This is a genomic window from Streptomyces sp. NBC_01788, from assembly GCF_035917575.1.
Taxonomy (GTDB): Bacteria; Actinomycetota; Actinomycetes; order Streptomycetales; family Streptomycetaceae; genus Streptomyces.
In genome coordinates this window covers 5,660,839-5,685,334 of sequence record NZ_CP109090.1, presented here as the reverse complement: position 1 = coordinate 5,685,334, position 24,496 = coordinate 5,660,839, and the positions used below count along the sequence as shown (strand labels likewise).

At 72.2% G+C, this 24,496-nt stretch carries 16 protein-coding genes; 2 read left to right on the top strand and 14 right to left on the bottom strand.

Translation table 11 applies throughout. The features are described from left to right. The first annotated feature begins 25 nt into the window (after positions 1 to 25). Entirely contained in the window at positions 26 to 2,077 is a 2,052-nt protein-coding gene (locus OIE49_RS25825; RefSeq protein WP_326804340.1) for a glycoside hydrolase family 31 protein, read from the top strand. A gap of 80 nt (positions 2,078 to 2,157) precedes the next feature. On the opposite strand, the gene OIE49_RS25820 is transcribed toward OIE49_RS25825, so the two are convergent. Genes OIE49_RS25820 through OIE49_RS25795 form a run of 6 tightly spaced genes read right to left on the bottom strand, consistent with a single transcriptional unit; the run spans position 2,158 to position 10,767 of the window. Continuing rightward, positions 2,158 to 2,871: a glycoside hydrolase family 12 protein gene (locus OIE49_RS25820; RefSeq protein WP_326804339.1), complete on the bottom strand. Its 714-nt coding sequence runs from the start codon at positions 2,869 to 2,871 to the stop codon at positions 2,158 to 2,160. Positions 2,872 to 2,910: 39 nt separating this feature from the next. Beyond that, entirely contained in the window at positions 2,911 to 5,109 is a 2,199-nt protein-coding gene (locus OIE49_RS25815) for a glycosyl hydrolase family 95 catalytic domain-containing protein (protein ID WP_326804338.1), read from the bottom strand. Further along, on the bottom strand, positions 5,106 to 7,067 hold the full coding sequence (locus OIE49_RS25810; protein WP_326804337.1) for a beta-galactosidase: 1,962 nt from the start codon (positions 7,065 to 7,067) through the stop codon (positions 5,106 to 5,108). Before OIE49_RS25810 ends, OIE49_RS25815 begins: the two co-directional genes overlap by 4 nt. Before the next feature lie 10 nt (positions 7,068 to 7,077). Further along, entirely contained in the window at positions 7,078 to 8,013 is a 936-nt protein-coding gene (locus tag OIE49_RS25805) for a carbohydrate ABC transporter permease (RefSeq protein WP_100571670.1), read from the bottom strand. Continuing rightward, positions 8,010 to 9,044: an ABC transporter permease gene (locus OIE49_RS25800; RefSeq protein ID WP_326804336.1), complete on the bottom strand. Its 1,035-nt coding sequence runs from the start codon at positions 9,042 to 9,044 to the stop codon at positions 8,010 to 8,012. The genes OIE49_RS25805 and OIE49_RS25800 overlap by 4 nt, the downstream gene beginning before the upstream one ends. Before the next feature lie 28 nt (positions 9,045 to 9,072). Beyond that, positions 9,073 to 10,767, bottom strand: a complete 1,695-nt coding sequence (locus OIE49_RS25795; RefSeq protein WP_326804335.1) for an extracellular solute-binding protein — start codon at positions 10,765 to 10,767, stop codon at positions 9,073 to 9,075. A 333-nt stretch (positions 10,768 to 11,100) separates the two neighbouring features. On the opposite strand from OIE49_RS25795, the gene OIE49_RS25790 reads away from it, so the two are divergent. Beyond that, positions 11,101 to 13,968: a glycoside hydrolase family 3 C-terminal domain-containing protein gene (locus tag OIE49_RS25790; protein WP_326804334.1), complete on the top strand. Its 2,868-nt coding sequence runs from the start codon at positions 11,101 to 11,103 to the stop codon at positions 13,966 to 13,968. A 55-nt stretch (positions 13,969 to 14,023) separates the two neighbouring features. On the opposite strand, the gene OIE49_RS25785 is transcribed toward OIE49_RS25790, so the two are convergent. The 8 genes from OIE49_RS25785 to OIE49_RS25750 form a co-directional block, all read right to left on the bottom strand. Next, positions 14,024 to 15,034: an NAD(P)H-dependent glycerol-3-phosphate dehydrogenase gene (locus tag OIE49_RS25785; protein WP_326804333.1), complete on the bottom strand. Its 1,011-nt coding sequence runs from the start codon at positions 15,032 to 15,034 to the stop codon at positions 14,024 to 14,026. A 97-nt stretch (positions 15,035 to 15,131) separates the two neighbouring features. Further along, positions 15,132 to 16,130, bottom strand: a complete 999-nt coding sequence (gap, locus tag OIE49_RS25780; RefSeq protein ID WP_326804332.1) for a type I glyceraldehyde-3-phosphate dehydrogenase — start codon at positions 16,128 to 16,130, stop codon at positions 15,132 to 15,134. A gap of 106 nt (positions 16,131 to 16,236) precedes the next feature. Continuing rightward, the gene (locus tag OIE49_RS25775) at positions 16,237 to 17,193 is read right to left on the bottom strand and encodes a GlxA family transcriptional regulator (RefSeq protein WP_326804331.1); all 957 of its coding nucleotides are present in this window, start codon (positions 17,191 to 17,193) and stop codon (positions 16,237 to 16,239) included. A 300-nt stretch (positions 17,194 to 17,493) separates the two neighbouring features. After that, positions 17,494 to 17,718 carry a GNAT family N-acetyltransferase gene (locus tag OIE49_RS25770; RefSeq protein WP_326804330.1) on the bottom strand — a complete coding sequence of 75 codons (225 nt, stop codon included), beginning with the start codon at positions 17,716 to 17,718 and terminating at the stop codon, positions 17,494 to 17,496. 24 nt (positions 17,719 to 17,742) lie between these two features. After that, entirely contained in the window at positions 17,743 to 18,198 is a 456-nt protein-coding gene (locus OIE49_RS25765) for a hypothetical protein (protein ID WP_326804329.1), read from the bottom strand. A gap of 159 nt (positions 18,199 to 18,357) precedes the next feature. Next, positions 18,358 to 19,803: an aldehyde dehydrogenase family protein gene (locus OIE49_RS25760; RefSeq protein WP_326804328.1), complete on the bottom strand. Its 1,446-nt coding sequence runs from the start codon at positions 19,801 to 19,803 to the stop codon at positions 18,358 to 18,360. Positions 19,804 to 19,953: 150 nt separating this feature from the next. Beyond that, on the bottom strand, positions 19,954 to 21,624 hold the full coding sequence (locus OIE49_RS25755; RefSeq protein WP_326804327.1) for a PucR family transcriptional regulator ligand-binding domain-containing protein: 1,671 nt from the start codon (positions 21,622 to 21,624) through the stop codon (positions 19,954 to 19,956). Between the two features lie 208 nt (positions 21,625 to 21,832). Continuing rightward, complete coding sequence (locus OIE49_RS25750; RefSeq protein WP_326804326.1) at positions 21,833 to 24,253, bottom strand: ATP/GTP-binding protein; 2,421 nt, start codon at positions 24,251 to 24,253, stop codon at positions 21,833 to 21,835. Positions 24,254 to 24,496 lie beyond the last annotated feature (243 nt).

Below are 24,496 nucleotides of genomic sequence, written 5' to 3'. Positions count from 1 at the left end.
GGCGGGGCATCCTCGGAGGAACCCGGTGAACCAGCATGCCGAGAACCAGCCCCCGCACGGCCCGGTCAGCCTCGCCCAGTCCTCCCCCACGGTCGGCACGTTCCGCGACCGGGACGGCGTGCTGGAGTGGAGCGGCCGCCAGGAGACCGTACGCATCGAGCCGTGGGGGCCGGACGCGGTCCGGGTGCGCGCCCGGCTCGGCGGCCCGGTCCTGGACGACCTGCCCGGCGCGCTCCTCGCCCACGCGCCGGCCACCGAGAGCACCGTCAAGATCGAGGACGGCCGGGGACGCCTGACCGTCGGCGCGCTCACGGTCGACGTCGACGCCTCGGGCCTCGTCCGCTTCCTTCGCACCGACGACCTCACGGAACTGCTGGCGGAGGAACGCGCCCACTTCTGGTGGCCCGGCCCCCGCCTCTACACCGCCGTCGGCAACGGCCACCACCGCCTTGAGCAGCGTTTCGCCGCCTACGACGACGAGAAGCTGTACGGGCTCGGGCAGCACCAGCACGGCCGGCTGGACCAGAAGGGCCTGGTCGTCGACCTGGTCCAGCGCAACGCCGAGGTCACCATCCCCGTGCTCACCTCCAGCCGCGGTTACACCCTGCTGTGGAACAACCCGGCGATCGGCCGTGTGGAGCTGGCCGGGAACGGCACCCGCTGGGTGGCGGACTCCGCCCGGCAGATCGACTACTGGATCACCGCGGGCTCCCCGGCCGACGCCCAGCGCCGCTACAGCGCGGTGACCGGCCGTACCCCGATGCTGCCCGAGTGGGCGGCCGGCTTCTGGCAGTGCAAGCTGCGCTACCGCACCCAGGACGAACTCCTCGAAGTGGCCCGCGAGTACAAGCGGCGGAACCTGCCCATCGACGCGATCGTCTGCGACTTCTTCCACTGGACCCACCTGGGCGAGTGGAGGTTCGACCCCGCGGAGTGGCCCGACCCGGCGGCGATGGTGCGCGAGCTGGCGGACCTCGGCATCAAGCTGGTGGTGTCCGTCTGGCCGTCGGTGTCGCCGCTGAGCGAGAACCACCCGGTGATGGAGCAGCGCGGCTACTTCATCGGCACCCAGTACGGCCCGATGGCGCACGCCGACTGGCCCGACAAGCAGGTCGCCTCCACCGTCCAGGTGGCCTTCTACGACGCCACCAACCCCGAGGCGCGCGACTTCGTGTGGTCCAGGATCAAGGAGAACTACCTGGACCCGTACGGCATCACGGCGTTCTGGCTGGACGCCTGCGAGCCGGAGCTGAAGCCGGGCTTCGCCGAGAACCTGCGCTACTGGGCGGGTCCCGGCCTGGAGGTCGGCAACCTCTACCCGGCGGAGAACTCCCGCACCTTCGACGAGGGCCTGCGCGCCGCCGGCGTGGACGAGGTGATCACCCTCAACCGCTCGGCGTGGGCGGGCAGTCAGCGCCACGGCGTCGCCCTGTGGTCCGGTGACATCGGCACCGACTTCGCGACCCTGCGCCGCCAGATCGCGGCCGGCCTGAACACCGCGCTGTCCGGGATCCCCTGGTGGAACACCGACATCGGCGGCTTCCACGGCGGCGACCCGGACGACCCCGCCTACCAGGAGCTGCTGGTGCGCTGGTTCCAGTTCGGCGCGCTGTCCCCGCTGATGCGGCTGCACGGCTTCCGGGACCCGGGCATGCCGCTGGGCCCGGAGATGACCGGCGGCCCCAACGAGGTCTGGTCGTACGGAGAGCGGGCCTATCCGGTCCTGGAGAAGTACCTGCGGCTGCGCGAGCGTCTGAAGCCGTACGTGCTGGAGGTCATGCGGGAGGCTCACGAGGAGGGGCTGCCGGTGATGCGGCCGTTGTTCCTGGAGTTCCCCGCGGACCAGACGGCGTGGACGGCGGACGACTCCTACCTCCTGGGCCGGGACCTGCTGGTCGCCCCGGTGCTGACGGCCGGGGCCACGGCCCGCACCGCGTATCTCCCGGCGGGCGCGCGGTGGACCGACGCGTGGACCGGCCGGGACTACGAGGGCGGTACGGCCGTGACGGTCGACGCGCCGCTGGACCGCATTCCGCTGTTCCTGCGGGACGGAGCCGAACTCCCGGTCGCCGGGTAGCGCGGCGCGGATTCAGAACGTACGTGCGGCCGGTCCCTCCCCTATACGGGACCGGCCGCACACTCATGGGCCCGCCGGGATCAGCTGCTGCTGACCGTGAGGCTGTTGGTGGTGAAGTTCAGACCGCCGGACGACGACGTGATCTCGTAGCCGAACTGCACGTCCCCGATGGTCACGTTGCCGAACCAGCCCTTGGTGTCCTTGATCCACTTCAGGATGGGCAGGATGTTCACCGTGCCGGAGCTGGAGTTGGAGCTGCGGATGAACGAGAACACGTCGTTCGAGCCGTTGTTGCCCTTGTAGACGGTCCAGGTCGAGCCGCCGAGGGTGAGGCTGCCCTGGGAGCTGCCGAGCGGGCCGACGGCGCCGGTCTTGTTGACCCAGAGCATGATCTCGTACTTGTAGCCGGTGTCCCAGATGTCGTACGAGGTGTTGTACGCGCCGGAGGACGGGACGGTGACGTTGTAGCTGCTGGTGAGCGAGGCGAGCGAGGTGATCGGCTTGTTGACCACCTTCTTGGCGTTCGGGTAGGACTTGATGCCGCCCGTGTTGGGGTGGTTCGCCGATACGCCCCAGTTGGTGCCGGAGTTGGCCCAGATGCACTGGCTGCCGGCCCCGGAGCCCCAGATGTTGTTGTAGAGCGTGTAGCCGTTCAGCGTGGTGTTGCCCCACTGGTCGCAGGAGTTCCAGACGGCGGCCTGGGCGGGGGCGGAGGCGAGGCCGACGGTGGCGCCGAGGGCGAGGGCGGGCGCGAGCAGCGCCGTGCGGAGTCTGCTCCGTGTGCGTGTTGCCATGGTGGTGTCCCTTCCATGGGTGGGGGGGAATTGCGGGGGTCACCACGTCCTCAGGTCGAGGGCGTGGACCTCTCCGGCGACCAGGTCGAGCGGTCGTGCGCCGGAGGGAGTCCTCAGGTCGATGCGGAGCGTGCGGGTGGGGCGCAGCAGTGCGGTGGCCGCCTCGGGGCTCCACGCCAGGTCGACCTCGGCCCCGAACCGGGTGCGGATGCCGCGCAGTTCGCCCTCCGGGTACGCGGCCGGGGGCGCGGGCAGCAGGACCAGCCGGTCCGGGGTGGACCGCACCAGTGTCTCGATCAGCACGGCGGGCAGGGCGTGAGCGGCGTCGGCGTTGTAGACGTTCCGGTTCGGGTAGTGGGCGCTCATCAGGGAGTCGTGGAAGTAGTCGCCGTCCAGCACGTTCGCGAGGGCGCGGGCTGCGCGGTCGCCGTCGCCGAGGCGGGCCGCGATGAGGGCGTGGTGGAGGTGGCCGTGGGCCGAGTCGTTCTCCGCGCCGCGCAGTGCGAGGGCGCGGTGGGCGGCGGCGGCCAGGTCCGGGGTGTCGTGGGGGTCGATCTCGTCCAGCGGCCAGACGGCGTAGAGGTGGCTGAGGTGGCGGTGGTCGTAGGTGTCCGTGAGGCCGGGCCACGCCCATTCGGCGAGGGCGCCGTCGGCGTTGATCCGGTGCGGCGGGAGGCGGTCGGCGAGGGCCTGCCAGCGGTCGGCGTCGGGGGTGCCGGGGTGGTAGGCGGCGGCCGTCTGCAGGGCGTGCCGGGCGGCGGAGAGGTCCATGGCCGCGTTGAGCGTGCCCCAGCTCGCGTCGGCGGGGCGGTTCTCGGGCGAGTAGGAGGGGACGACCACGAGGTGGCCGTGCTCGTCGGTGCGGGTGAGGAAGTCCTCGTAGAACCGGGCGGTCTCGGCGAGCGCGGCGGCGGTGCGGGGGTCCTGGGCGCCGCGCGTCTCGTCGAGGTCGACGAGCGGCTTGAGCAGCCAGTCGGCTCCCGCGGTCCACAGGTGCAGCGGGTACTCACGGCTGAAGTGGTAGGTGTGGCCGGACTCACCGTCGGTGTGCGCGGGGGCGACGGCCCCTCGGGTGCCGAAGATCGCACGGGCGTTGTCCCGCCAGTCGGGCAGTTGTGCCTCGACGAGCCGGGCCAGGGCCTCGACGACCTCGGGGAGAGCGGCCGCGGCGGCGGAGGCGGTCTGGAGGTTGAGGTTGGCGTCCGTGGTGAACGCGCCGGACCAGGCCGTGTCCCAGTCGCCGGTCCACAGTCCGGTGAGCCGGGGCGGGAGCAGGCCGCTGGCGGAGAGCAGGTGGTAGCGGCCGGCCGCGAACAGCCGCTCCGCCAGGGCCGCGCTGCCGGGACGCTTCAGCAGCTCCGAGCCCGGCAGGGCGCGTTCGGCGGGTTCGCCGTGCAGGTCGAGGGTGACACGGTGGTAGGCGGTGCGGTGTGCGGGCAGATGGCGGTCGAGGAGGTCGTCGTACGTCCATCCGGTGAGCAGGTCGAGCAGGGCCCCCGCCTCCTCGGTCACCGCCGGCTCACCGGTGTGCCGGCGTACCCGGGTGAGCAGCAGCACCGAGTCCGCGCCGGTGACGCGCACTCCGGGCGGGGTGAGGACCGTGGTGCCCCTGGTGACGGCGATCAGCGTCACCCCGGTGTAGCCGCGGTCGCTGCCGGGGTAGCGGGCATGCAGGCTCAGTACGGCGCCCTCGGCGGTGAGCAGCGCCCCGTCCCCGATGCGCAGGCCGGGCGGCGCGCCGGGCAGCCGGTGGTCCAGGCGGACGTCGAGCGTGGGGCCGGGCGCGGTGACGTGGTGGACGATCACGTCGTCGGCGCGGGAGACGAAGACGCGGCTGCTCCAGTCCCCGCACACCGCCGTCGCCTCGCCGCTGGTGAAGTCGACCGAGCGGCGGTAGCCCCGGCGGGCACGGGACGGGCGGCTCAGCCGGATCCGGAAGGCCGGGTGGAAGGGCTGCACCCACTGCAACGGGCGGCCGTCCGTGAAGGACTCGGCGGCGGTGCGGTCACCGGCGAGCAACCGGTCCTGGAGGGCAGGCAGTTCACCGGCGAGGAGCGGGGGCCGGGCGTGCTCGGCGCCGTTGGGGCGGACGAGGGTGTGGTGGGTGACGATCACGCTGTCGTCGTCCGGGTCGCCGAACACCAGGGCGCCGTGGTGGCCGTTGCCGCTGAGGAAGGCGTCCTCCCAGCGGGCGGCCGGGAGGGGTTCCCAGGTTCCGTGCCGCGGTCCGCCCCTCACGGCTTCAGCACCGCCGCTCCGTACCGTCCGAGCGTCGTGCGGCCGGTCACGGCCTCCCCGGTGAGCAGGTCGCGGTGGGTGCCCGGCACATCGACGGTGACCGGCTCGCGCCCGTGGTTGAGCAGGAACAGCAGCTCGCCGCGCCGGACGGCCTCGACCCCGGCGGGCAGTCCGTCCAGCACCGGACGGACGCCCGCGCCGGCGGCGACGCGGGTGAGCAGGGCGCGCAGCGCCCCGGGCTCGGGGAGCGTGGAGACGTACCAGGCGCGGCCCCGGCGCAGCACGGCGGGCAGCCCGTCGAGCTCGCCGCCCTGGTACGGGACCGTCTCGTCGGCGGTGCCGGCGGCCTCGATCTCCTCCGACCACAGCGTCCCGCGCAGCCCGTCCGCGCACGTGACGCTCTCCCCCGTCTCCAGCGGCCACCACTGGTGCAGCGTGCGGATGCCGAACAGCTCGCGCAGCCTGGGGTCCATGCCTCCGGGGCGAACGCGGTCGTCCTCGTCGGCGACCCCGGTGAGGAAGCCGCACACGAGGGTGCCGCCGCTTGCGACGTACGCCAGGAGGTTGTCGATCGCCGCGTCGGTGAGCAGGTAGAGCTGGGGGACGACGACGAGCCGGTAGGCGGTGAGGTCGTGTCCGGGGTGGGCGAAGTCGGTGGTGAGGTGGGCTTCCCACAGGGCGCGGTGCCAGGCGCGCAGAATCGCGGGGTACTCGACGTGCGTGGACGGGCGGCCGTCCTGTTCGCAGGCCCACCAGGAGTGCCAGTCGTGGAGGACCGCGATGTCGCGGCTGCCGTGGGTGCCGGACACCTCGGCGCCGATCCGGTCCAGTTCGGTGCCGATGCGCTTGATCTCCTGGAAGGTGCGGCCCTCCTCGCCGGCGTGGCCGACCATCGCGGAGTGGAACTTCTCCGCGCCCTGCCGGGACTGGCGCCACTGGAAGTAGCAGACGGCGTCGGCGCCGTGGGCCACCGCCTGCAGGGACCACAGGCGGTTGAGCCCGGACGGCTTGGGGTGGTTGACGCCGCGCCAGTTGACCGGGCCGGCCGCCTGTTCCATGAGCATCCAGGGGCCGCGGGCCTGGGAGCGGGTGAGGTCCTGGACGAGCGCCCCGTACTGGGCGCCGAGGGGGTCGCGCGGGTCGGGGTAGAGGTCGACGGAGACGACGTCCTCCTCCGCGGCCCAGCGCCAGCCGTCCTGACCGGACCACAGCGGCATGAAGTTGGTGGTGACCGGAAGATGCGGGGTGTGCCGGCGGACGATGTCGCGTTCGGCGCGGTAGCACTCCAGGAGCATGTCGGAGGTGAAGCGGCGGAAGTCCAGGGCCTGTGCGGGGTTCTTCAGGTAGTGGGCGCGGCGCGGGGGCAGGACGCCGTCCCAGCTGTCGTAGCCCTGGCTCCAGAACGCCGTTCCCCAGGCGGTGTTGAGGGCGTCGAGGGTGCCGTACTTCGTGCGCAGCCAGCGGCGGAAGGCGGCGGCGGCCTCGTCGCCGTAGTCGTGGGTGCAGTACTCGTTGTTGATGTGCCACATGGTGAGGGCCGGGTGGCCCGCGTAGCGGGCGGCCATGTCCTCGGTGATGGCGGCGGCGTAGCGGCGGTAGGTGGCGCTGGAGTGCGAGAAGTGCTGCCGGCCGCCCCACCACTCGGTGTGGCCGTCCTCGTCGCGAGGCAGGGTGTCGGGGTGCAGGCGGCCCATCCAGGGCGGGGGCGAGGAGGTGGGGGTGGCGAGGACGACTCCGACACCGTTGGCCGCCATGAGGTCCATCACCGTGTCGAGCCAGCCGAACTCCCGTGCGCCAGGGTGGGGTTCGAGCTTCGACCAGGAGAAGACACCGAGGGTGACGGAGTTGACCCCGGCGTCCTTCATCAGCCGGACGTCCTCGTGCCAGGTCCCCTCGGGCCACTGCTCGGGGTTGTAGTCGCCACCGAAGAGGATGCGGCGGTCGGCGATCGTGTACATCACAGTGCTCCTATCCCTTGACGGCCCCCGTGAGCATCCCCTTCCTGAAGTGCTTCTGGACGAACGGCGACAGCACGGCCACGGGCAGCAGTGCCATCACCATGACCGCCATCTGCACGGCGAGCCCGGAGAGTTGGCCGGTCTTGATGGACTGGGCTAGGCCCACGGGGGCCTGCTGCTTCTGGACGAGCTGGATCATGACGTTCTGCAGCGGCAGCATGTTCTGGTCGTTGAGGTAGAGGGACGCGTTGAACCACGCGCTCCAGTAGCCGACCGCGTAGAAGAGCGTGATCACGGCGAGCACCGCGCGGGACAGCGGCATCACGATCTGCCACAGGATGCGCAGGTCGCCGGCGCCGTCGATGCGGGCGCTGTCGATGAGTTCCGGCGAGATGTTCATGAAAAAGCCGCGCAGCACGAGGATGTTGAACACGCTCACCGCGCTGGGCAGGATCAGCGCGAGATAGGTGTCGGTCAGTCCGAGGGTCTGCACCAGCAGGTAGGTCGGGATGAGACCGGCGCTGAAGAACATCGTGGCCAGCAGCGTCATCAGGATCCAGCGGTGCGCGAGCGAGCCGGTGCGGGACAGGCCGTAGGCGCACAGCACGGACACGGTCATCGAGAACAGCGTGCCGACCAGGGTGACCAGGATGCTGACGACCGCGGCGCGGGTGACCTGGCCGCCGCCGAGCAGTTCCCGGTAGGCGACGAAGGTGATGCCGTGGGGCACCATGACCAGACCGCCCGCCTCGTCGATGGTCCTGCGCGAGGACAGGCTGGTGACGACGACGATCCACAGCGGGAAGAGGATCGCCAGGCAGGCCAGGGCGAGAACCAGTCCCTTGCCCGCCAGGCCGGCCCCGGTGGGCTTCTCCTCCCACACCGGCCGGGCCGGGGCCGCCCACCCGCGGCGTTCCCGTACGGGCTTGTCGATCACGGCGGTCACTTCCGGTACACCCCCTGCTCGCCCATGAGATGGGCGACCTTGTTCGCGGCGAGGACCAGTCCGAGGCTGACCACGCCCTTGATCAGGCCGGCGGCGGCCGCGTAGCCGAAGTCCTGGTTGCGCACGCCGTTCCACCACACGAAGGTGTCCAGGACCTCGGCCGCGCCGGGGCCGACGCCGTCGCGTTGCAGCAGGATCTGCTCGAAGCCGACGGTGAGGGCGTCACCGACGCGCAGCACGAGGAGCAGTGCGATGACCGGGCGCAGCGCGGGCAGCGTGACGTGCCAGATGCGGCGCCATCGTCCGGCGCCGTCCATCGCGGCGGCCTCGTACAGGTCGGGGCTCACCGAGGCGAGCGCGGCGAGGAAGACGATGACCCCCCAGCCGGCGTCCTTCCACACGCTCTGCGCGGTGACGAGGAACTTGAAGGTGGTGGGGTCGGTCATGATGTCGAGGCCGTCGTAGCCGTGCTGCCGCAACAGTTGGGAGAGCAGTCCGGCGCCGCCGAGCAGTTGCTGGAAGACGGCGATGACCAGCACCCAGGAGAAGAAGTGCGGCAGGTACAGCACGGCCTGCGCGACCGCCCGCACCCGGGGCCTGACCACGCTGTTGATGAGCAGCGCGAGCAGGATCGGGATGGGGAAGTACAGCACGAGCTGGAGGAAGAACAGCACCAGGGTGTTCTGCACCGCGTTCCAGAACGCCGAGTCCGCGAAGATCGCCCGGAAGTTCTCCAGGCCCACCCAGGGGCTGTGCAGGATGGAGACGACGCCGTTGTCGCTGATGTAGGGGTCGTAGTCCTGGAAGGCGACGACGTTGCCGAGAATCGGTATGTAGTTGAAGAGCAGGACGAGGACGACGGCTGGGAGCGTCATCAGGAGCAGCACGCGGTCGCGTCTCAACCTGATCCGCAGGCTCAGCCTCCCCGCGTGCGGAGCTTTCCGGGTTCCGGTGGCGCCGCCGGACGTCTTCGTGGTCCTCGCCGTCGTGTCGGCCTCGGTCCTGCTCCGAGGCACCGTGCTGTGGGACACGGCCGGTCTCCTTGCCTCAGCGCCCCGGTCAGCCTGCCGCCGAGCCGTTCTCGTCGAGGATCTTCTTGTACCAGTCGCGCAGTTTGTCGCCGCCCTTGCTCTTCCAGTCGGAGACGGCCTGCTGCATGTCGCCGATCTTCTTGTGGCCGCGGACGATGTCGTCCTCCAGCTGTTCGAAGTCGTTGGACAGGTTGGTCCAGCGGGAGGGCTCGGTGATCTGCATGCCGTAGAAGGCGGACTTCCTGGTGAAGCCGCCCATCCGCTGCTGCCACTCGACCTGCGCCCGGGTGACGTCCGGGAAGTCCGGGTGGGCGAGGGTCGGAGCGGGGCTCGCGATCATGATGTAGGCGTTGATGACCTCGTTGTTGCCCTTGTCGTTCTTGACGGGCACCCCGTCCTTCAGGGTGTAGTGCGTGCCCTCGACACCGTAGTTGGTGAGCATGTACTCCTTGGTGCCGTACGGGGCGGCGGTGACGTTGGCGACGGCCAGCGCGTCACGGATCACGGACTCGGACGCCTTCTTGCTGACGAAGGCGAAGATGTTGGCGGGCTGGGTGGCCCACAGGGTGGGCCGGCCGCCGTCGTGGCCGAATATGTCCATGCCGGAGACCTTGAAGGCAGGGTTCTGGGAGGCCTGTTCGGCCGTCCGGCTGTACCACTGCGAGATGTCGTTGTTGTAGATCAGGAACTCGCCGGCGGCGAACTTGGGGCCCGGGTCGGTGGAGGCGCTCTTGCCCAGCTCGAAGTCGGGGTGGACGCATCCGGCGGCGAAGAGCTTGCGGGTCCACTCCAGCGCCTCCAGGTACTCCTGGGTCTCCACGCGGTTGACGAGCTTGCCGTCGACGAGGTCCCAGCCCAGCGGCTTCTCGCCGCCGGAGAGCACACCGAAGGCGTTGAACGCGGTCCACTTCATGTCGCCGCAGGCCCACCGCTTGGCCCGGGCGTTGGTGATCTCCTTGGCCAGCGCCAGGAACTCGTCCGCCGAGCCGGGGAGTTCGTAGCCCTCCTTGTCGAACAGGTCCTGGCGGTAGAGGGGCACGATGTTCGTCACGTACGAGGCCGGCATGGGCAGGCCGCGCAGTTTCCCGCCGAAGATGGAACGCTGCCAGGCGTCCGTCGGGATCGCCGCGAGGTTCGGGTACTCCTTGACCGCGTCCCCGGACAGGTAGGGGCCCAGGTCGGCGAACTTGCTGGTGATCGCGCTGGGTATCTTGCCGCCCATGTTCCAGCCGGGGACCACCACGACGTCCGGGATGCTGCTGGAGGCGAGGACGGCTCCGAGCTTCTGGTCGTAGGTGTTGCCGTCCTGGTTCTGCCAGACGACGTCGACGCCGATGAGGTCGTTCATCGCCCGGTAGTAGGCGTTGTCCTGCTTGGGCGGGGAGCCCCAGAAGGGCGACATGACGCTGACCTTGCCGCTCTTGCCGAGCTTCTTCGGCACGGAGGTCCTGAGGCCGGCGAGGTCGAGCGGGCGCGTGAAGCCGACGGCGGAGCCGTTCTTGGCGGGGATGTCGGGCGTGACGACGTTGTTCGCCACGTAGGACGGCAGCAGCTTTTTGGCGTCCTTGCCCGACGTGGTGCCACCGCGCGAGCCGCTGTCGCCGCTGTCGCAGGCGGTGAGCAGCGGCATCCCTCCCGCCACCGCTGCGGCGGCGACCGCCGTGGAGGCGAGGAAGCTTCTCCGGCTCGGGCCGGCGGAGGCGGGGGCGGCGTTCGGCGTCATTGCGTCAACCCTTCGTGGCGCACCAGGACACCCGGCGGTGGGGCCGTCGGCTGCGGTGTCTCTATGTATCGATGTATCGATACGGGGAGGTCGAACTGAGTCGAAGCGCTTCGATGTTGCTGCGAGGTTAGGTGAACACCTGGGGGTGCACAAGGGTCGGATCCAAGATTGCCCCGAGGGGCGGCGCGCGGCACGGGTCGCATACGCCCCTTGAGGTGCGGGGGCAGGAACCGGACTTGTTGCCTCGGACCGTCTTGACACCCGCCCCCGAGGCACCTGAGCATCGAAGCGCTTCGAAAGAGGCTTGCCGTTCCAGCGCTAGGGGACCCCCACGTGACCGTACGAACGCCTCACACGCCACCGTTCCGCGATGCGCGGCTGCCGATCGCGAAGCGCGTCGACGATCTGCTGGCGCGGCTGACCCTCGACGAGAAGGTCTCCTTCCTCCACCAGTTCGCACCCGCCGTCGCGCGACTGGGCATCGCCGCGTTCCGCACCGGTCAGGAGGCACTGCACGGGGTGGCGTGGATGGGCCCGGCGACGGTCTTCCCGCAGGCCGTCGGGCTCGGCGCGACCTGGAACGACGACCTGGTGCGCCGGATCGGCGAGGCGGTCTCCCACGAGGTACGGGCGATGCGCGCCCGCGACGACCGCGTCGGCCTCAACGTCTGGGCACCGGTGGTGAATCTGCTGCGCCACCCGCTGTGGGGCCGCAACGAGGAGGGCTACTCGGAGGATCCGGGGCTGACGTCGGCGATCGCCGTCGCCTACACCCGCGGCCTGCGCGGCGGCCACCCGACGTACTGGCGCACGGCACCGGTCCTCAAGCACTGGCTGGCCCACAACAACGAGACCCGCCGGGACACCACGTCCTCGTCGGTGCGCCCGCGCGTCCTGCACGAGTACGACCTGCGGGCCTTCCGTGAGGCGGTGGCGGCGGGCGCGGTGGCCGGTGTGATGCCCGCCTACAACCTGGTCAACGGCCGCCCCAACCACGTCTCGCCGTACCTGCGCGAGCACCTGCGCACCTGGGCCGACGACGATCTGCTGGTCTGCTCGGACGCGGGCGCGCCCTCCAACCTGGTCGACTCCGAGCACTACTTCGCCACGCACGAGGAGGCCACCGCGGCCGCGCTCCTGGCCGGCGTGGACAGCTTCACCGACCACGGCACGGATCCGGCGAAGATCGTGGCGCGGGTGCGGGGCGCCCTGGAGCAGGGCCTGCTGACCGAGGCCGACGTCGACACGGCCGTGCGCCGGCAGCTCTCGGTGCGCTTCCGGCTCGGCGAGTTCGACCCGGGGGAGGATCCGCACGCCGGCTCCGGGGAGTTCGACACCCCCGAGCACCGGGCGCTCGCGCTGGAGGCCGCCGAGCAGGCGGTCGTGCTGCTGAGCAACGACGGGCTGCTGCCCCTGGCCCCCGGCACCCGCGTCGCCGTCGTCGGCCCGCTCGCCGACGAGTGCAAGCTCGACTGGTACAGCGGAACGCTGCTGCGCCGGTCCACACCCCTGGAGGGTCTGTACGAGCGGTTCGGCGCCGAGCGCGTCGAGTTCGCGGAGGGCGTGGACCGGGTGCGGCTGCGCACGGCCGACGGCCGCTTCCTGCACGTGCCGCCCGTCGCGGTGAACGCGAAGGCCGAAGGTCAGGGGCGCGGCGCGGAGGGGGCGCTGGACCCGGCCCTGCTGGCCGGCCGTACCGACCTGCCGCCGCTCACCACCGACCCCGACGGCACCGAACTGGCCCTCATGGACTGGGGCGAGGGCGTCCTGACCCTGCGCGCGCCGGACGGCCACTACCTCTCGGTGGCCGACGACGGCTACGTGCGCGCCTCGACCGACCAGCCCGGCGGCTGGGTGGTCCAGGAGACGTTCCGCCTCGAACCGCACGACGGCGGGCACCTCCTGCGCCACCTCGGGACCGGTCGTCACGTCCGTGTCACCGCCGACGGCGTGAGGGTCGCCGGGGAGACCGGGACGGACGGCTCGGACGCCGCGGAGGTCTTCGAACTGGTCGTGTCCGAGCGCGGGGAGGAGGCGGTGGCCCGCGCGGCCGGCCGGGCCGACGTGGTGCTGGTGGTGGCGGGCAACGACCCGCACATCGGCGGCCGGGAGACGCAGGACCGTACGGCCCTGCGACTGCCGGAGCACCAGGAGCGGCTGCTGCGCGCGGCCCGCGCCGCGAACCGGGACACGGCGCTGGTGCTGGTCTCGTCGTACCCGTACGCGGTCGACCCCGCGCCCCTGCGGGCGGTGCTGTGGACCGCCCATGGCGGCCAGGCGGCGGGTACCGCCGTGGCCCGGGTGCTGGCCGGTGACTCCTCCCCCGCCGGCCGGCTCCCGCAGACCTGGTACGAGGACGACTCCGATCTGCCGGACCTGCTCGACTACGACGTGATCGGCAGCCGCCAGACGTACCTGTACTACGAGGGCACCCCGCTGTTCCCCTTCGGACACGGGCTGTCGTACACGTCGTTCGGATACGGCGACCTGGCCGTCCGGGTCGAGCGGGACACGGTGCGCGTGTCCTTCACGGTCACCAACACCGGGGGCGTCACCGCGGACGAGGTCGCCCAGCTCTACACCCGCGCCGCGAACCCGTCGGTCCCACGCCCGCGCCGCGAGCTGGCCGCCCACCGCCGGATCACGCTCGCACCCGGCGAGAGGGCGGCCCTGACCTTCGAAGTCCCGCTCTCCCGCCTGGAGTTCTGGGACGTGTCCCGGAGCCGGTGGCGCCTGGAGCCGGGCGCCTACGACCTCCTCGTCGGCGCCTCCAGCCAGGACATCCGCCTCCGCACCACCCTCACCCTCGACGGGGAGCCCGGCACCCCGCGCCCGGTCCTGGAACGGGGCCTGGACGCCGCCGACTTCGACGAGCAGTCGGGCATCGAGATCGTCGACCGGACGAGGATGACGGGCGACGCGGTGACGCCGGTTCCCGGCAGGCCGGGCGAACTCCTCTACCGGGACTGCGACTTCGGCACCGGAGTGACGGGGGTGAGCGTGGAGGCGGCGGGCGAGGGCACGGTCGAACTGTCCCTCGACGGGGGCCCGACACTAGCTGTCGTCACTCTGGACACTCCCACACCGGGCCCGTACGCCTACACCACACTCACCACCCCGGCCACCGCCGCAGGCGTCCACGACCTGCGACTGAGGCTCCACGGCCCACTGCGCCTGGCACGGGTCGGCTTCACCGGTTGAGTCGCCCGCGCCTTCCCGCACCACTTGCGGCTTCCTGGACGGCGCCGCCCCGGGGTCAGCGCTCGGGCCTGGGGGGCCGTTGCATCAGCTCGGCCGCGGCCTCGTCGAGGGTGACCTCGTCGTTGAGCAGGGCGGAGATCACTTCCGTGATCGGCATCTCGACGTCATGGACGCGGGCCAGGCCGAGGACCGCTTCGGCGGACTTGACGCCCTCGGTGGTCTGCCGGGTGGCTGCCATCGCCTCCTCGACGCTCAGGCCGTGACCGAGGTGGACGCCGAAGGTGCGGTTGCGGGCGAGCGGCGAGGTACAGCTGGCCACCAGGTCGCCCAGGCCCGACAGCCCGGCGAGGGTGGCCGGGTGGGCGCCCATGGCCGTGGCCAGTCGGGTGATCTCCGCCAGGCCCCGAGTGATGAGCAGCGCCACGGCGTTGTCGCCCAGGCCCATGCCCGAGGCGGTGCCGACCGCCAGGGCGATGACGTTCTTCAGCGCGCCGCCCAGCTCGCAGCCGATCACGTCGGTGCTGGTGTAGGGCCGGAAGTACCGGGTGTGACACGCCGTCTGGAAGCGGCGCGCGGCGTCCTCGTCGGGGCAGGCGACGGTCGCGGCGGCGGGCCGGCCGTCCATGATCTCGCGAGCGAGGTTCGGCCCCGACAGCACCGCGACCCGGTCCGCGCTCACACCGGCCACCTCGGCGATGACCTGGCTCGCCCGCAGCCCGGTATCCCGCTCGATGCCCTTCATCAGCGACACGATGACGGTGTCGGGTCCGATGTCCGGAGCCCACACGGCGAGGTTGGCCCGCAACGTCTGCGCGGGGATGGACAACACGAGGTGGTCCGCGCCGTCCAGGGCCGCGGCCGGATCGGTCGTGGCCGTCAGGGAGACGGGCAGGTCGACGTCCGGGAAGTAGGCGGGGTTGCGGTGGCGGGTGTTGATCGCTTCGGCGATCTCGCTGCGACGGGCGTGCACCATCACGTCGCTGCCGGCGTCAGCCATGATCTTGGCGACGGCGGTACCCCAGGAGCCGGCCGAGAACACCGCCGCACGGGCGCGGGGCTGGCTCACTGGGGTGGTCCTCTCGCCGGGGGGCGGCGCTGTCGACAGGGCGCCGGGTCGGGCCATCGTAACGACGACGCCGGGCTTGGCCGAGTGAGGCGTCCGGTCAGCGGGTGGTGAGGAACTCGAGTGTGTCGATCACGCGGTTCGAGAAGCCCCACTCGTTGTCGTACCACGCGACCACCTTGACGTGGCGGCCCTCGACGCGGGTCAGGGCCGAGTCGAAGATCGACGAGGCGGGATTGCCCGTGATGTCGGACGACACGAGCGGGTCGTCCGAGTACTCGAGGATGCCGGCGAGCGGCCCCTCCGCTGCGGCGCGGTACGCCGCGAGCACGTCGTCGCGCGTCACGTCGCGGGCGACGGTCGTGTTGAGTTCGACGATCGATCCCACCGGCACCGGTACGCGGATCGAGTCGCCCGACAGCTTGCCGTCGAGGTTCGGCAGCACCAGTCCGATCGCCTTGGCCGCGCCGGTCGTGGTCGGCACGATGTTGACGCCGGCGGCCCGGGCACGACGGGCGTCGCGGTGCGGACCGTCCTGCAGGTTCTGCTCCTGCGTGTAGGCGTGCACCGTCGTCATGAACCCGTGCTCGATACCGGCGAGTTCGTCGAGGACCGCGGCCAGCGGCGCGAGCGCGTTGGTGGTGCAGGAGGCGTTCGAGACGATCGTGTGCACGGCCGGGTCGTAGGCGTCGGTGTTGACCCCGAACGCGAGCGTGACGTCGGCGCCGTCCGACGGCGCGCTGACGAGTACCTTCTTCGCGCCCGCGTCGAGGTGGGCGCGTGCGGCCTTGGCCGAGGTGAAGCGGCCGGTGGCCTCCAGGACGACGTCGACGCCGAGTTCGGCCCACGGCAACTGCGCCGGTTCGCGCTCGGCCAGCACCGTGATCCGACGGCCGTCGACGACGAGGGCGTCGCCGTCGACGGTCACCGGGCGCCCGAGTCGGCCGGCCGTGCTGTCGTAGGCGAGCAGCCGCGCGAGAGTGGCGGGCTCCGTCAGGTCGTTGACGGCGACGATCTCGAGAGTGCTGTCGCGCTCCAGCAGTGCGCGCAGCACATTGCGTCCGATGCGGCCGAATCCGTTGATGGCGATGCGAGTCATGAGTGATGTCCCTTCCCTTCGCCACCAGCCTCGCCCGCGGCTCGCGCCGCTGACAGTGGCGGGATCGCCATGGTTCAAAAGGATCCCGCCATGGGTGGCGGGCGGGTCACTCGCCCCGGGTGAAGGTGCGCCGGTACTCGCTCGGTGTGGTGCCGAGAATGCGCTGGAAGTGCAGGCGCAGGTTCGCGCCGGTGCCGAGCCCGACGTCGGCGGCGATCTGTTCGACGCTGCGCTGCGAGCGCTCGAGCAGTTCGCGGGCCACGTCGATGCGGGCGCGCATCACCCACTGCATCGGCGTGTAGCCGGTCTCCTCGACGAAGCGCCGGGAGAACGTGCGCGGCGAGACCCCGGCCTGCCGCGCCAGTATGTCGAGGGTGAGGGGCTCGCCGAGCCGGTGCAGCGCCCACTCGCGGGTGTCGGCGAACCGCTCGCCGAGCGGCTCGGGGACGCTGCGCGGCACGTACTGGGCCTGGCCGCCGCTGCGGTAGGGGGCGGCGACCAGACGCCGGGCCGCATGGTTGGACGCGGCCACTCCGAGGTCGCCGCGCAGGATGTGCAGGCACAGGTCGAGGCCGGAGGCGGCGCCCGCCGAGGTGAGCACGCTGCCCTCGTCGACGAACAGCACGTTCTCGTCGACCTGGACGAGTGGATGCCTGGCCACGAGTGCCCGCGTGTAGTGCCAGTGCGTCGTGGCGCGCCTGCCGTCGAGGAGGCCCGTGGCAGCGAGCGCGAAGGCGCCCGTCGAGATGGCGGCGAGCCGCGCGCCCCGGTCGTGGGCGGCGATCAGCGCGTCGACGACGGCCTGTGGCGGGTTGTCGCGGTCCGGGAAACGGTAGCCGGGGACGAAGACGATGTCGGCCCACTCGAGCGCGTCGAGGCCGTGGGCGACGTAGTACGCGAGGCCGTCGCCGCCGGCCACGAGACCGGGTGTCGCCCCGCACATCCGCACCTCGTACGGCATGCTCGCGCGGGTCGTGAAGACCTGCGCGGGAATTCCGACATCGAGCGGCTTCGCGCCCTCGAGCACAAGGACGGCGACGCGATGCAGGCGGGAGGCTGACACAGGAAGAGGTTAGACCCGCGCTCATGGTGCGACGACGGCCGGAGCCCCCGCGTAGAGGGCCCCTCGCACGCACTCTGACCTGCAGTTTCCCTCCGACCTGTGGAAACGTCCACGCTTCAACCCGCGTCAGCCCGTTCCGGCCCGCCTCGGGCCGCCTCGGGACGGCGTCCGTGTTCCCGTGGAAACACACCGGGAACGCGGGAACGCGCGGTAGCGGCCCCGCCCCCTCGGGGCGCTCATGCGCCCCGGTCTCACCTGCGCCACGTCAGGCCTCCCGCTGGCAGGCGAACCCGAGCGACGTCAGCCACTCCGCCGCACACAGCCGGTACGGGCCCCGCCCACCTCGGTCCGTAGGAGCTGGTACGCGGCGCTGTGGTGGTGCCCCCAGTGCATCGCCGCGCGCCACATGGCCCGGCCGTAGCCGTGGCCGCGGTACCGGGGCAGCACCCCGAAGTACTGGGGCAGCAGGCGCGCGGCGCCGCCGACGTCGGCCATGGTCTCCATGAGGCCGATGGCGCCGGCCACGCCGCCGTGGGCAAGACGGCTCGGTCAACGGTGCCTGGTCTTCACCAGCATGGTCGCAAGAGCCACCAACAGAATCGCGCCCATGATGGCGAACCACACGAAGGCCTTGCTGAAGTGCTCGGCAGAGCGCACATCGCAGAGACCGAAAACGGGGAAGACGTACATCTCCAGAGCCCTGATGCGCTGCTGCTTGTAGCGCTTGCTCGCCGTCCGGTTCTTGATGGACTCCCGCGCGAAGCGGTCGAAGCGGTACTGCAGTTCGTCGGCAGACGCCTCGTCGACGAACCCCTTGCCCTTCACCCAGCCCGTGGGCCAGTTCTGCCCGGCCTCGTCGACGGCCCCCTTGAACACCTTGGCCGAGCCCTCGTCGTCGAAGCGCTCGGTCTGCCAGTCACCGGTCGCTGAGCCACCGTCACGCCACTTCACCTGAAAGCTGGTGATCTCCCCAGCCCTGTTCCTGCGCCGCACAACGCTCGCCATGGCCCGGAGGCTAGCCCCGTGTTCCCACGGTGTTCCCACAAGTCCAGGGAAATCAGCCAAGATTCGACCGTTCCAGCAGGTCAGTGGGCACATGTATGACAACGGCCGGAGCCCCCGCACAGCGGGCTCCGGCCGTTGTCGGCGAGTGAACCGTCAGGTCTACAGGGCGAGGCCCGTCAGGACCAGGACGCGCTCGTAGGTGTAGTCCTCCATCGCGAACTTGACGCCCTCACGGCCCACGCCGGACTGCTTGACGCCGCCGTACGGCATCTGGTCGGCGCGGTAGGAGGGGGCGTCGCCGACGACCACGCCGCCGACCTCCAGGGCGCGGTGGGCGCGGAAGGCCGTCTGGAGGTCGTGGGTGAACACGCCTGCCTGGAGGCCGTACTTGGAGTCGTTGACGGCGGCGAAGGCCTCGGCCTCGCCGTTCACCTTCTGCACGCTCAGGACCGGGCCGAAGACCTCCTCGCAGGAGATCGTCACCTCGGAGGGCACATCGGTGAGGACGGTCGGGGCGTACGAGGCGCCGTCGCGCTTGCCGCCGGTGTGCAGGGTGGCGCCGGCGTCGACGGCCTCCTGGACCCAGGACTCCACGCGCTTGGCGGCGTCCTCGCTGACCAGCGGGCCGACGTCGGTCTTCGGGTCGGAGGGGTCACCGGTGACCTGGGCCTCGACTGCGGCGACGATGCGCGGCAGCAGGCGGTCGTAGACCGCGGCGTCGGCGATCACGCGCTGCACGGAGATGCAGGACTGGCCGCCCTGGTAGTTGGAGAAGGTCGCGATGCGGCCCGCGGCCCAGTCCAGGTCCTCGTCGCTCGCCCAGTCGGCGAGGACGACGGCCGCGCCGTTGCCGCCGAGCTCCAGGGTGCAGTGCTTGCGCGGCACCGAGTCCATGATCGCGTAGCCGACCTTCTCGGAACCGGTGAAGGAGATGACCGGCAGGCGCTCGTCCTGGACGAGGGCCGGCATCTTGTCGTTGGCGACCGGGAGGATCGACCAGGAGCCGGCCGGCAGCTCGGTCTCGGCCAGCAGCTCGCCGAGGATCAGCCCGGACAGCGGGGTGGCCGGGGCGGGCTTGAGGATGATCGGCGCGCCGGCGGCGATGGCCGGGGCGACCTTGTGGGCGCACAGGTTCAGCGGGAAGTTGAACGGCGCGATGCCGAGGACGACGCCCTTGGGGAAGCGGCGGGTGAAGGCGAGGCGGCCCTGACCGCCGGCGTCGGTGTCCAGGCGCTGGGCGTCGCCGCCGTTGAACCGGCGGGCCTCCTCCGCGGCGAACCTGAACACGGACACGGCACGGCCGACCTCACCGCGCGCCCACTTGATCGGCTTGCCGTTCTCGGCGGAGATGAGCTGCGCGATCTCCTCGGTGCGCTCGACCAGCCGCTTGCTGACGTGGTCGAGGGCGGCGGCCCGCACGTGCGCCGGGGTGGCGGCGAACTCGTCCCGCACGGCGTACGCGGCGGCCACGGCCTCCTCGACCTGGGCGTCGGTCGGCACGCCGACCTTGCCGACCAGGCGCCCGTCCCACGGGTTGGTGACGTCGAAGGTGTCCTCGCCGGTGACCTGGCGGCCGGCGAGCCAGAAGGCGTGGGTGGAAGTCATCAAGGAGTCCCGGCCCTTCCGCGTAGAAGATGTACTTGGCTTTCGTCGACCACGGTAGGGCTGGGGCGGCCCGGGGTCGTTTGTCCGAGTCGTAGCAGTGCGGGGCGCGGGTGCGCCGGATTGGCGTACGAGCGCCGAAGAGCGGGGTGCCTACTCCGTGGACGTGGCCTTCAGTGCCAGCCACAGCTCCATCCGCACGTCCGGGTCGTCCAGGGAGCGGCCGAGGATCTCCTCGACCCTGCGCATCCGGTACCGCAGGGTGTGCCGGTGGACGCCGAGGTCGGCGGCGGCCGCGTCCCACTGGCCGTGCCGGGACAGCCACGCCCGCAGCGAGGCCACCAGGTCGCCGCGTCCGGTCGCGTCGTGCTCGTACAGCGCGCGCAGCAGCCCGTCCGCGAACGCCCGGACCGCGTCGTCCGCCAGCAGCGGCAGCACCGACCCGGAGGCGAGCTGTTCGTGCTCGACGAGCACCCGTCCGCGCCGCCGTGCCACCGACAGCGCCTGTTCGGCCTGCTTGTACGCGGCGGCGGCCGCGATGGGCCCGGCCGGTCCGGACAGCCCGACGACCAGTTCGTCCTCGTCCCCGCCGCCCGACTGCTCCCGCACGGCCTCCGCCCGCGCCGCCTCCAGCGCCGCCGCGTACTGGCCGCACACCGCCACGGCCGCGCCCCCGTCGGCGGCCAGCACCACCAGGCGCTCCCCGTCGGGGACCACCAGGACCGCCTCCCCCGACCGGGCGGAGGCCGCCTCGACGACCTCGGCCAGCGCGGTGAGCGGGTCGGCGCAGGGGTCGGCGGCGGCCAGGACGGCGGCCTGGGAGGGCGCCGCGGGCCGCACACGCGCGTGTGCGCCGGCGTGGGCCCGAGCGGCGGACGCCGATGCGGACTCGGCGACGATCACGCGGAAGGGGGCGTCCAGGAGGCCGCCGTACAGGTCGCCGGCCACCGCGCGGGCGTGGTCGGGCTGACCGGCGAGCAGCATGCGCAGCACGGCGGCGCCGATCCGCTGCTCGGCGGCGTGCAGCGAGCGTGAGCGTTCCGTGGTGAGGGTCAGCAGGGCCACGGCGGAGTGGACGGCGTACCGCTCGGCGGTGCCGAGGGTGGCGGCCGTGCCGACGGCGAGCGCGGCACGCGGGCGGCGTCCGGTGCCGATGGAGTGGAGTTCGACGCGGTCCTCGGTCTCGGGTCCGCCGACCACGGCGGACGCCGGGGCCGCCCGGTCGCGCAGCCGTTCGATGTCCGCCGTGAGCCGTTCGGCGCGGCGTGCGGCCCATTCGGGTGCCGCGGCGACCACGGCTCCCGAGGCGTCGTAGAGCGCCGTCCAGCCGTCCACCTGGGCCGCGAGCGCGGCGAGCAGTCCCTCCGGTCCGGCGTTCAGGGCCTGCCTGGTCAGTTCCCGCTGGGCGGCGAAGCCGGCCGTGACCGCCCGGTACTGGTCGGCCGCGATGGCCGCCGAGACGGCCTTGCTGATGGCGAGGAACGGGGTGCGGCGGGGCACTTCGAGCAGTGGCAGCCCCTCCTCCTCGGCGGCGGCGACGAGCGCCGCGGGGATGTCCTCGTAGTTGACTCCGACGGCGAAGCCGAGCCCGACGACCCCGGCCTTGGCCAGCCGCTTCACATAGCGGCGCATGGCCTCGGGATCCTCCGCGTCCAGCTTGAGCGCGGTGATCAGCAGCAGCTCCCCGCCCTCCATGTACGGCACGGGGTCGGCGAGCTCGCTGACGTGGGCCCAGCGGACGGGTACGTCCAGGCGGTCCCCGGCCGCGCGCACGGTCAGCTTGAGCGCGGAGTGGTGGACGAGCGAGGCGAGCGTCGGGGGCATGGGGCCTTCTGGTCGGCAGAGATGCTTCGGCGGAGGTCCTGCGGCGGCGGTTTTTCCGGAAGTTCTCCGGAACTTCCATGGAGGTCGGATGATCATTGTGATCTTTTGGACGTCACGTATGAACGGCCTATGCCGATTCTGCCTCACCGTACGGTGAACGCGTCACCGTCCGTACGGACGCCCGCCGCCTCGCTCCGCCCCGGTCCGGTCAGCCCCGCAGGTCCACCAGCAGCGGCGGCGCGTGCTCGCCCCGTACGTCGGTCAGCGACAGCACCGCGTGTCCGGGCGGGACCTCGTGGGCCAGCTGGGAGGCGGACCAGCGCTCCCGCTCCACCTGCCGGGTCGTCACAGCGTCCGTGGTCACGGCCCGTCCGGTCACCAGCTTGCGCAGGGCGTGGATGGCGCGGGTCATCGGCTGGTGGGCGAAGACGGTGTGCTTGGCCACCTCCTTGGTCTCCACCCACTCGGTCCCCCAGGCCTGCGCGAACCGGCTGCCGTCCCAGGTGGTGACACCGGCCAGCGCCATACGGCAGCCGACGGCCGCGAGCAGCGGGCCGTGCAGCGCCTCGGGCACGTCGGCGACCGAGCGGAGTGCGAGGACGACGCCGGCGTTCTGGGAGCGCAGCCCCTGGACGCGGCGCACCGACTCGGCGGTGACGGCCCCGGTGGCGTCGTCGAGGACCAGACAGGCGAAGTGGGGGCGCCGGGTGTCCCGTACGACGCTGTGGAACTGGGCCAGGACCAGCCGGGTGATCAGCCGGGACGCCTCCTCGTGCCCGTGTTCGGGCAGGTCGACGCGGACCCGCAGCGGGTGGTGGGCCACCGCGCGCAGTGAGAAGGGCCGGCTGCCGGGCCCCGCCGCGCCGAAGAACTCGGCGAAGACCGGCCGGTCCAGAAGCGCGAGCCGGTCCGCGAGGGCCCGTCCGGCGTCGGCCGCGGAGCCCGCCTGCCGCATCCGGGCGTCGAGTTCGCGCCGCAGCACGGCGTGCTCGTCCGCCGGCAGCGCCGCCCGCAGGGACGCGAGCGCGCCCGGGTCGCCCTCCAGCAGTTCGCGCAGCGCCGGCAGCGGCGGGAAGTGCCCGTGCACCGCGCGGTAGGGGCCGAGCAACTGGGCGAGCGCGGTGGCGGCGCTCTGCCCGCCGACGGTGTCGAGGTCGCCGGCCAGGGCCTCGGCGAGGAAGGCGGCGGCCTCGTCGGGGTCGTCGGACCCGGCGTACGGGTCGAGGTCGTGGACGGAGGCGGGGTCGCCGATCCGTACCACCACGTCGTACGCGGAGTCCGGGCCGAGCGGGGTCCCGGCGGCGCAGACGGCGACGACCGCGCACTCTCCGGTCAGCGCCTGGAGGGTGAGCGCCTCGGTGACCGGTGCGGTGACGTGCCGGGTCTTCCCGGAGCCGGGCGGGCCCACCAGCAGCAGCGAGGTGCCGAGTGTCCCGGGGCCGAGGGCGGCCCCGGCCCCCTCGTAGTCGCGCGGGGTCCGCTCCCCCGTCCACCGTCCGATGCGCACCTGGCCTTCCAGCAGGTCGTGGCGCGCGGTGCGGCCCGGAAGGTCGCGCTCCCCGGAGGGGTGGGTCCAGGCGGCGGCGCCCTCCCGCAGCACGGTGTCGGCGAAGGCGGCCGCGCGCGCCTCCCGCCGGGCCGCCTCCCACTCCCGCTCGATCCGGGCGCAGTCGACGTCGTTCATGCGGTCGGCGGCCACCTCGGCGGCCAGCAGGTCGGCCGCCCGGTACTGCCCGGCCTCGCGCGGTCCGGGCCACTGCGACCGCGGCAGGTCCGCCGCGGGCGGGGCGACGGGGTCCGCGGCCGCCCGGCGGCGCGCGGCGACCTCCCCGGCGTACGCCCACCAGCCGCCGACCCGGGCGAACGGCCAGACGACCAGCAGGGTGATGAGCGCGTACAGCGCGTCGGTGAACAACGGGGAGGCGAACAGGCCGTAACCGCCCGACACGAGGACGATCAGGGAGAACAGGGGGTCGACGACCGGCACCGGATCCCAGCCGACGCCCGGGAAGGCGCCGGGGAAGACCAGGCTGAGGGCGATCAGGGCGCCGGCGGCGGCGGACAGGGCCCGCGCGGGCTGCGGGCGGCGGCCCACGAAGTGCCGTACGACGTCGGGCCAGCTGCCCAGCCGTGCGGCGGCGTAGACGAGCACGGCGAAGAACACGCCGTCGTAGACCACCATCGCCTCGCGGCCCTGCGGTTCCTTGGGGGACACGGTGCCGCCCCACCACCAGTCGCCCGGGGTGAACAGCTTCAGCGGCGCCCACTGGTACGGCAGCGCGCCCTGCCGCCACAGCGACCACACGAGCAGCGCCACGACCAGCGGGATCAGCAGTCCGACGATCGTGATCGAGGGCAGCCGGTCCGGTGTCCTGGCGGGCTTGGGCGGGCGGTGGCCGAAGCGCCAGACGCCGGGCGCGGCGGCCGGGCGGGGGGTGTCGAGCCACTCGGCGACGGCGGACCGCTGCCCGTGCGCGGGTCCCCCTCGGGGATGCTGCTCCTGGGCGCCGGGGGCGGCAGCCGGGGGCATGCGCGGCCGGGGTGGCGTCGCGGGAGCCTCCTGTGGCATCGCCGGGCGTGGCACGGGGTTCGCGTGCGTACCCCGGGCGTCCTGCGTCCCGTCGTCCATCGCCCTTGCCCCCTGGCCAGCCGCTGTGTCCACCGTCAGCGAGTCAATCTAACGCCCGCGCATGGGGAGTTCACCGATTGCGCGGCGCGCCGCAGGTCACGGCGCCGGCGCCGCGCGTCTCCGGTCCGCGACCGCCCCTATGTCCACCGCGGACAACCGCGGGCGACGACAACGCCCACATGGAGCATGCCCAGCCTGTGCCCGCCGTCCTAACCTGCGAGAAAAGAAGGAAAAGCGTCCGAA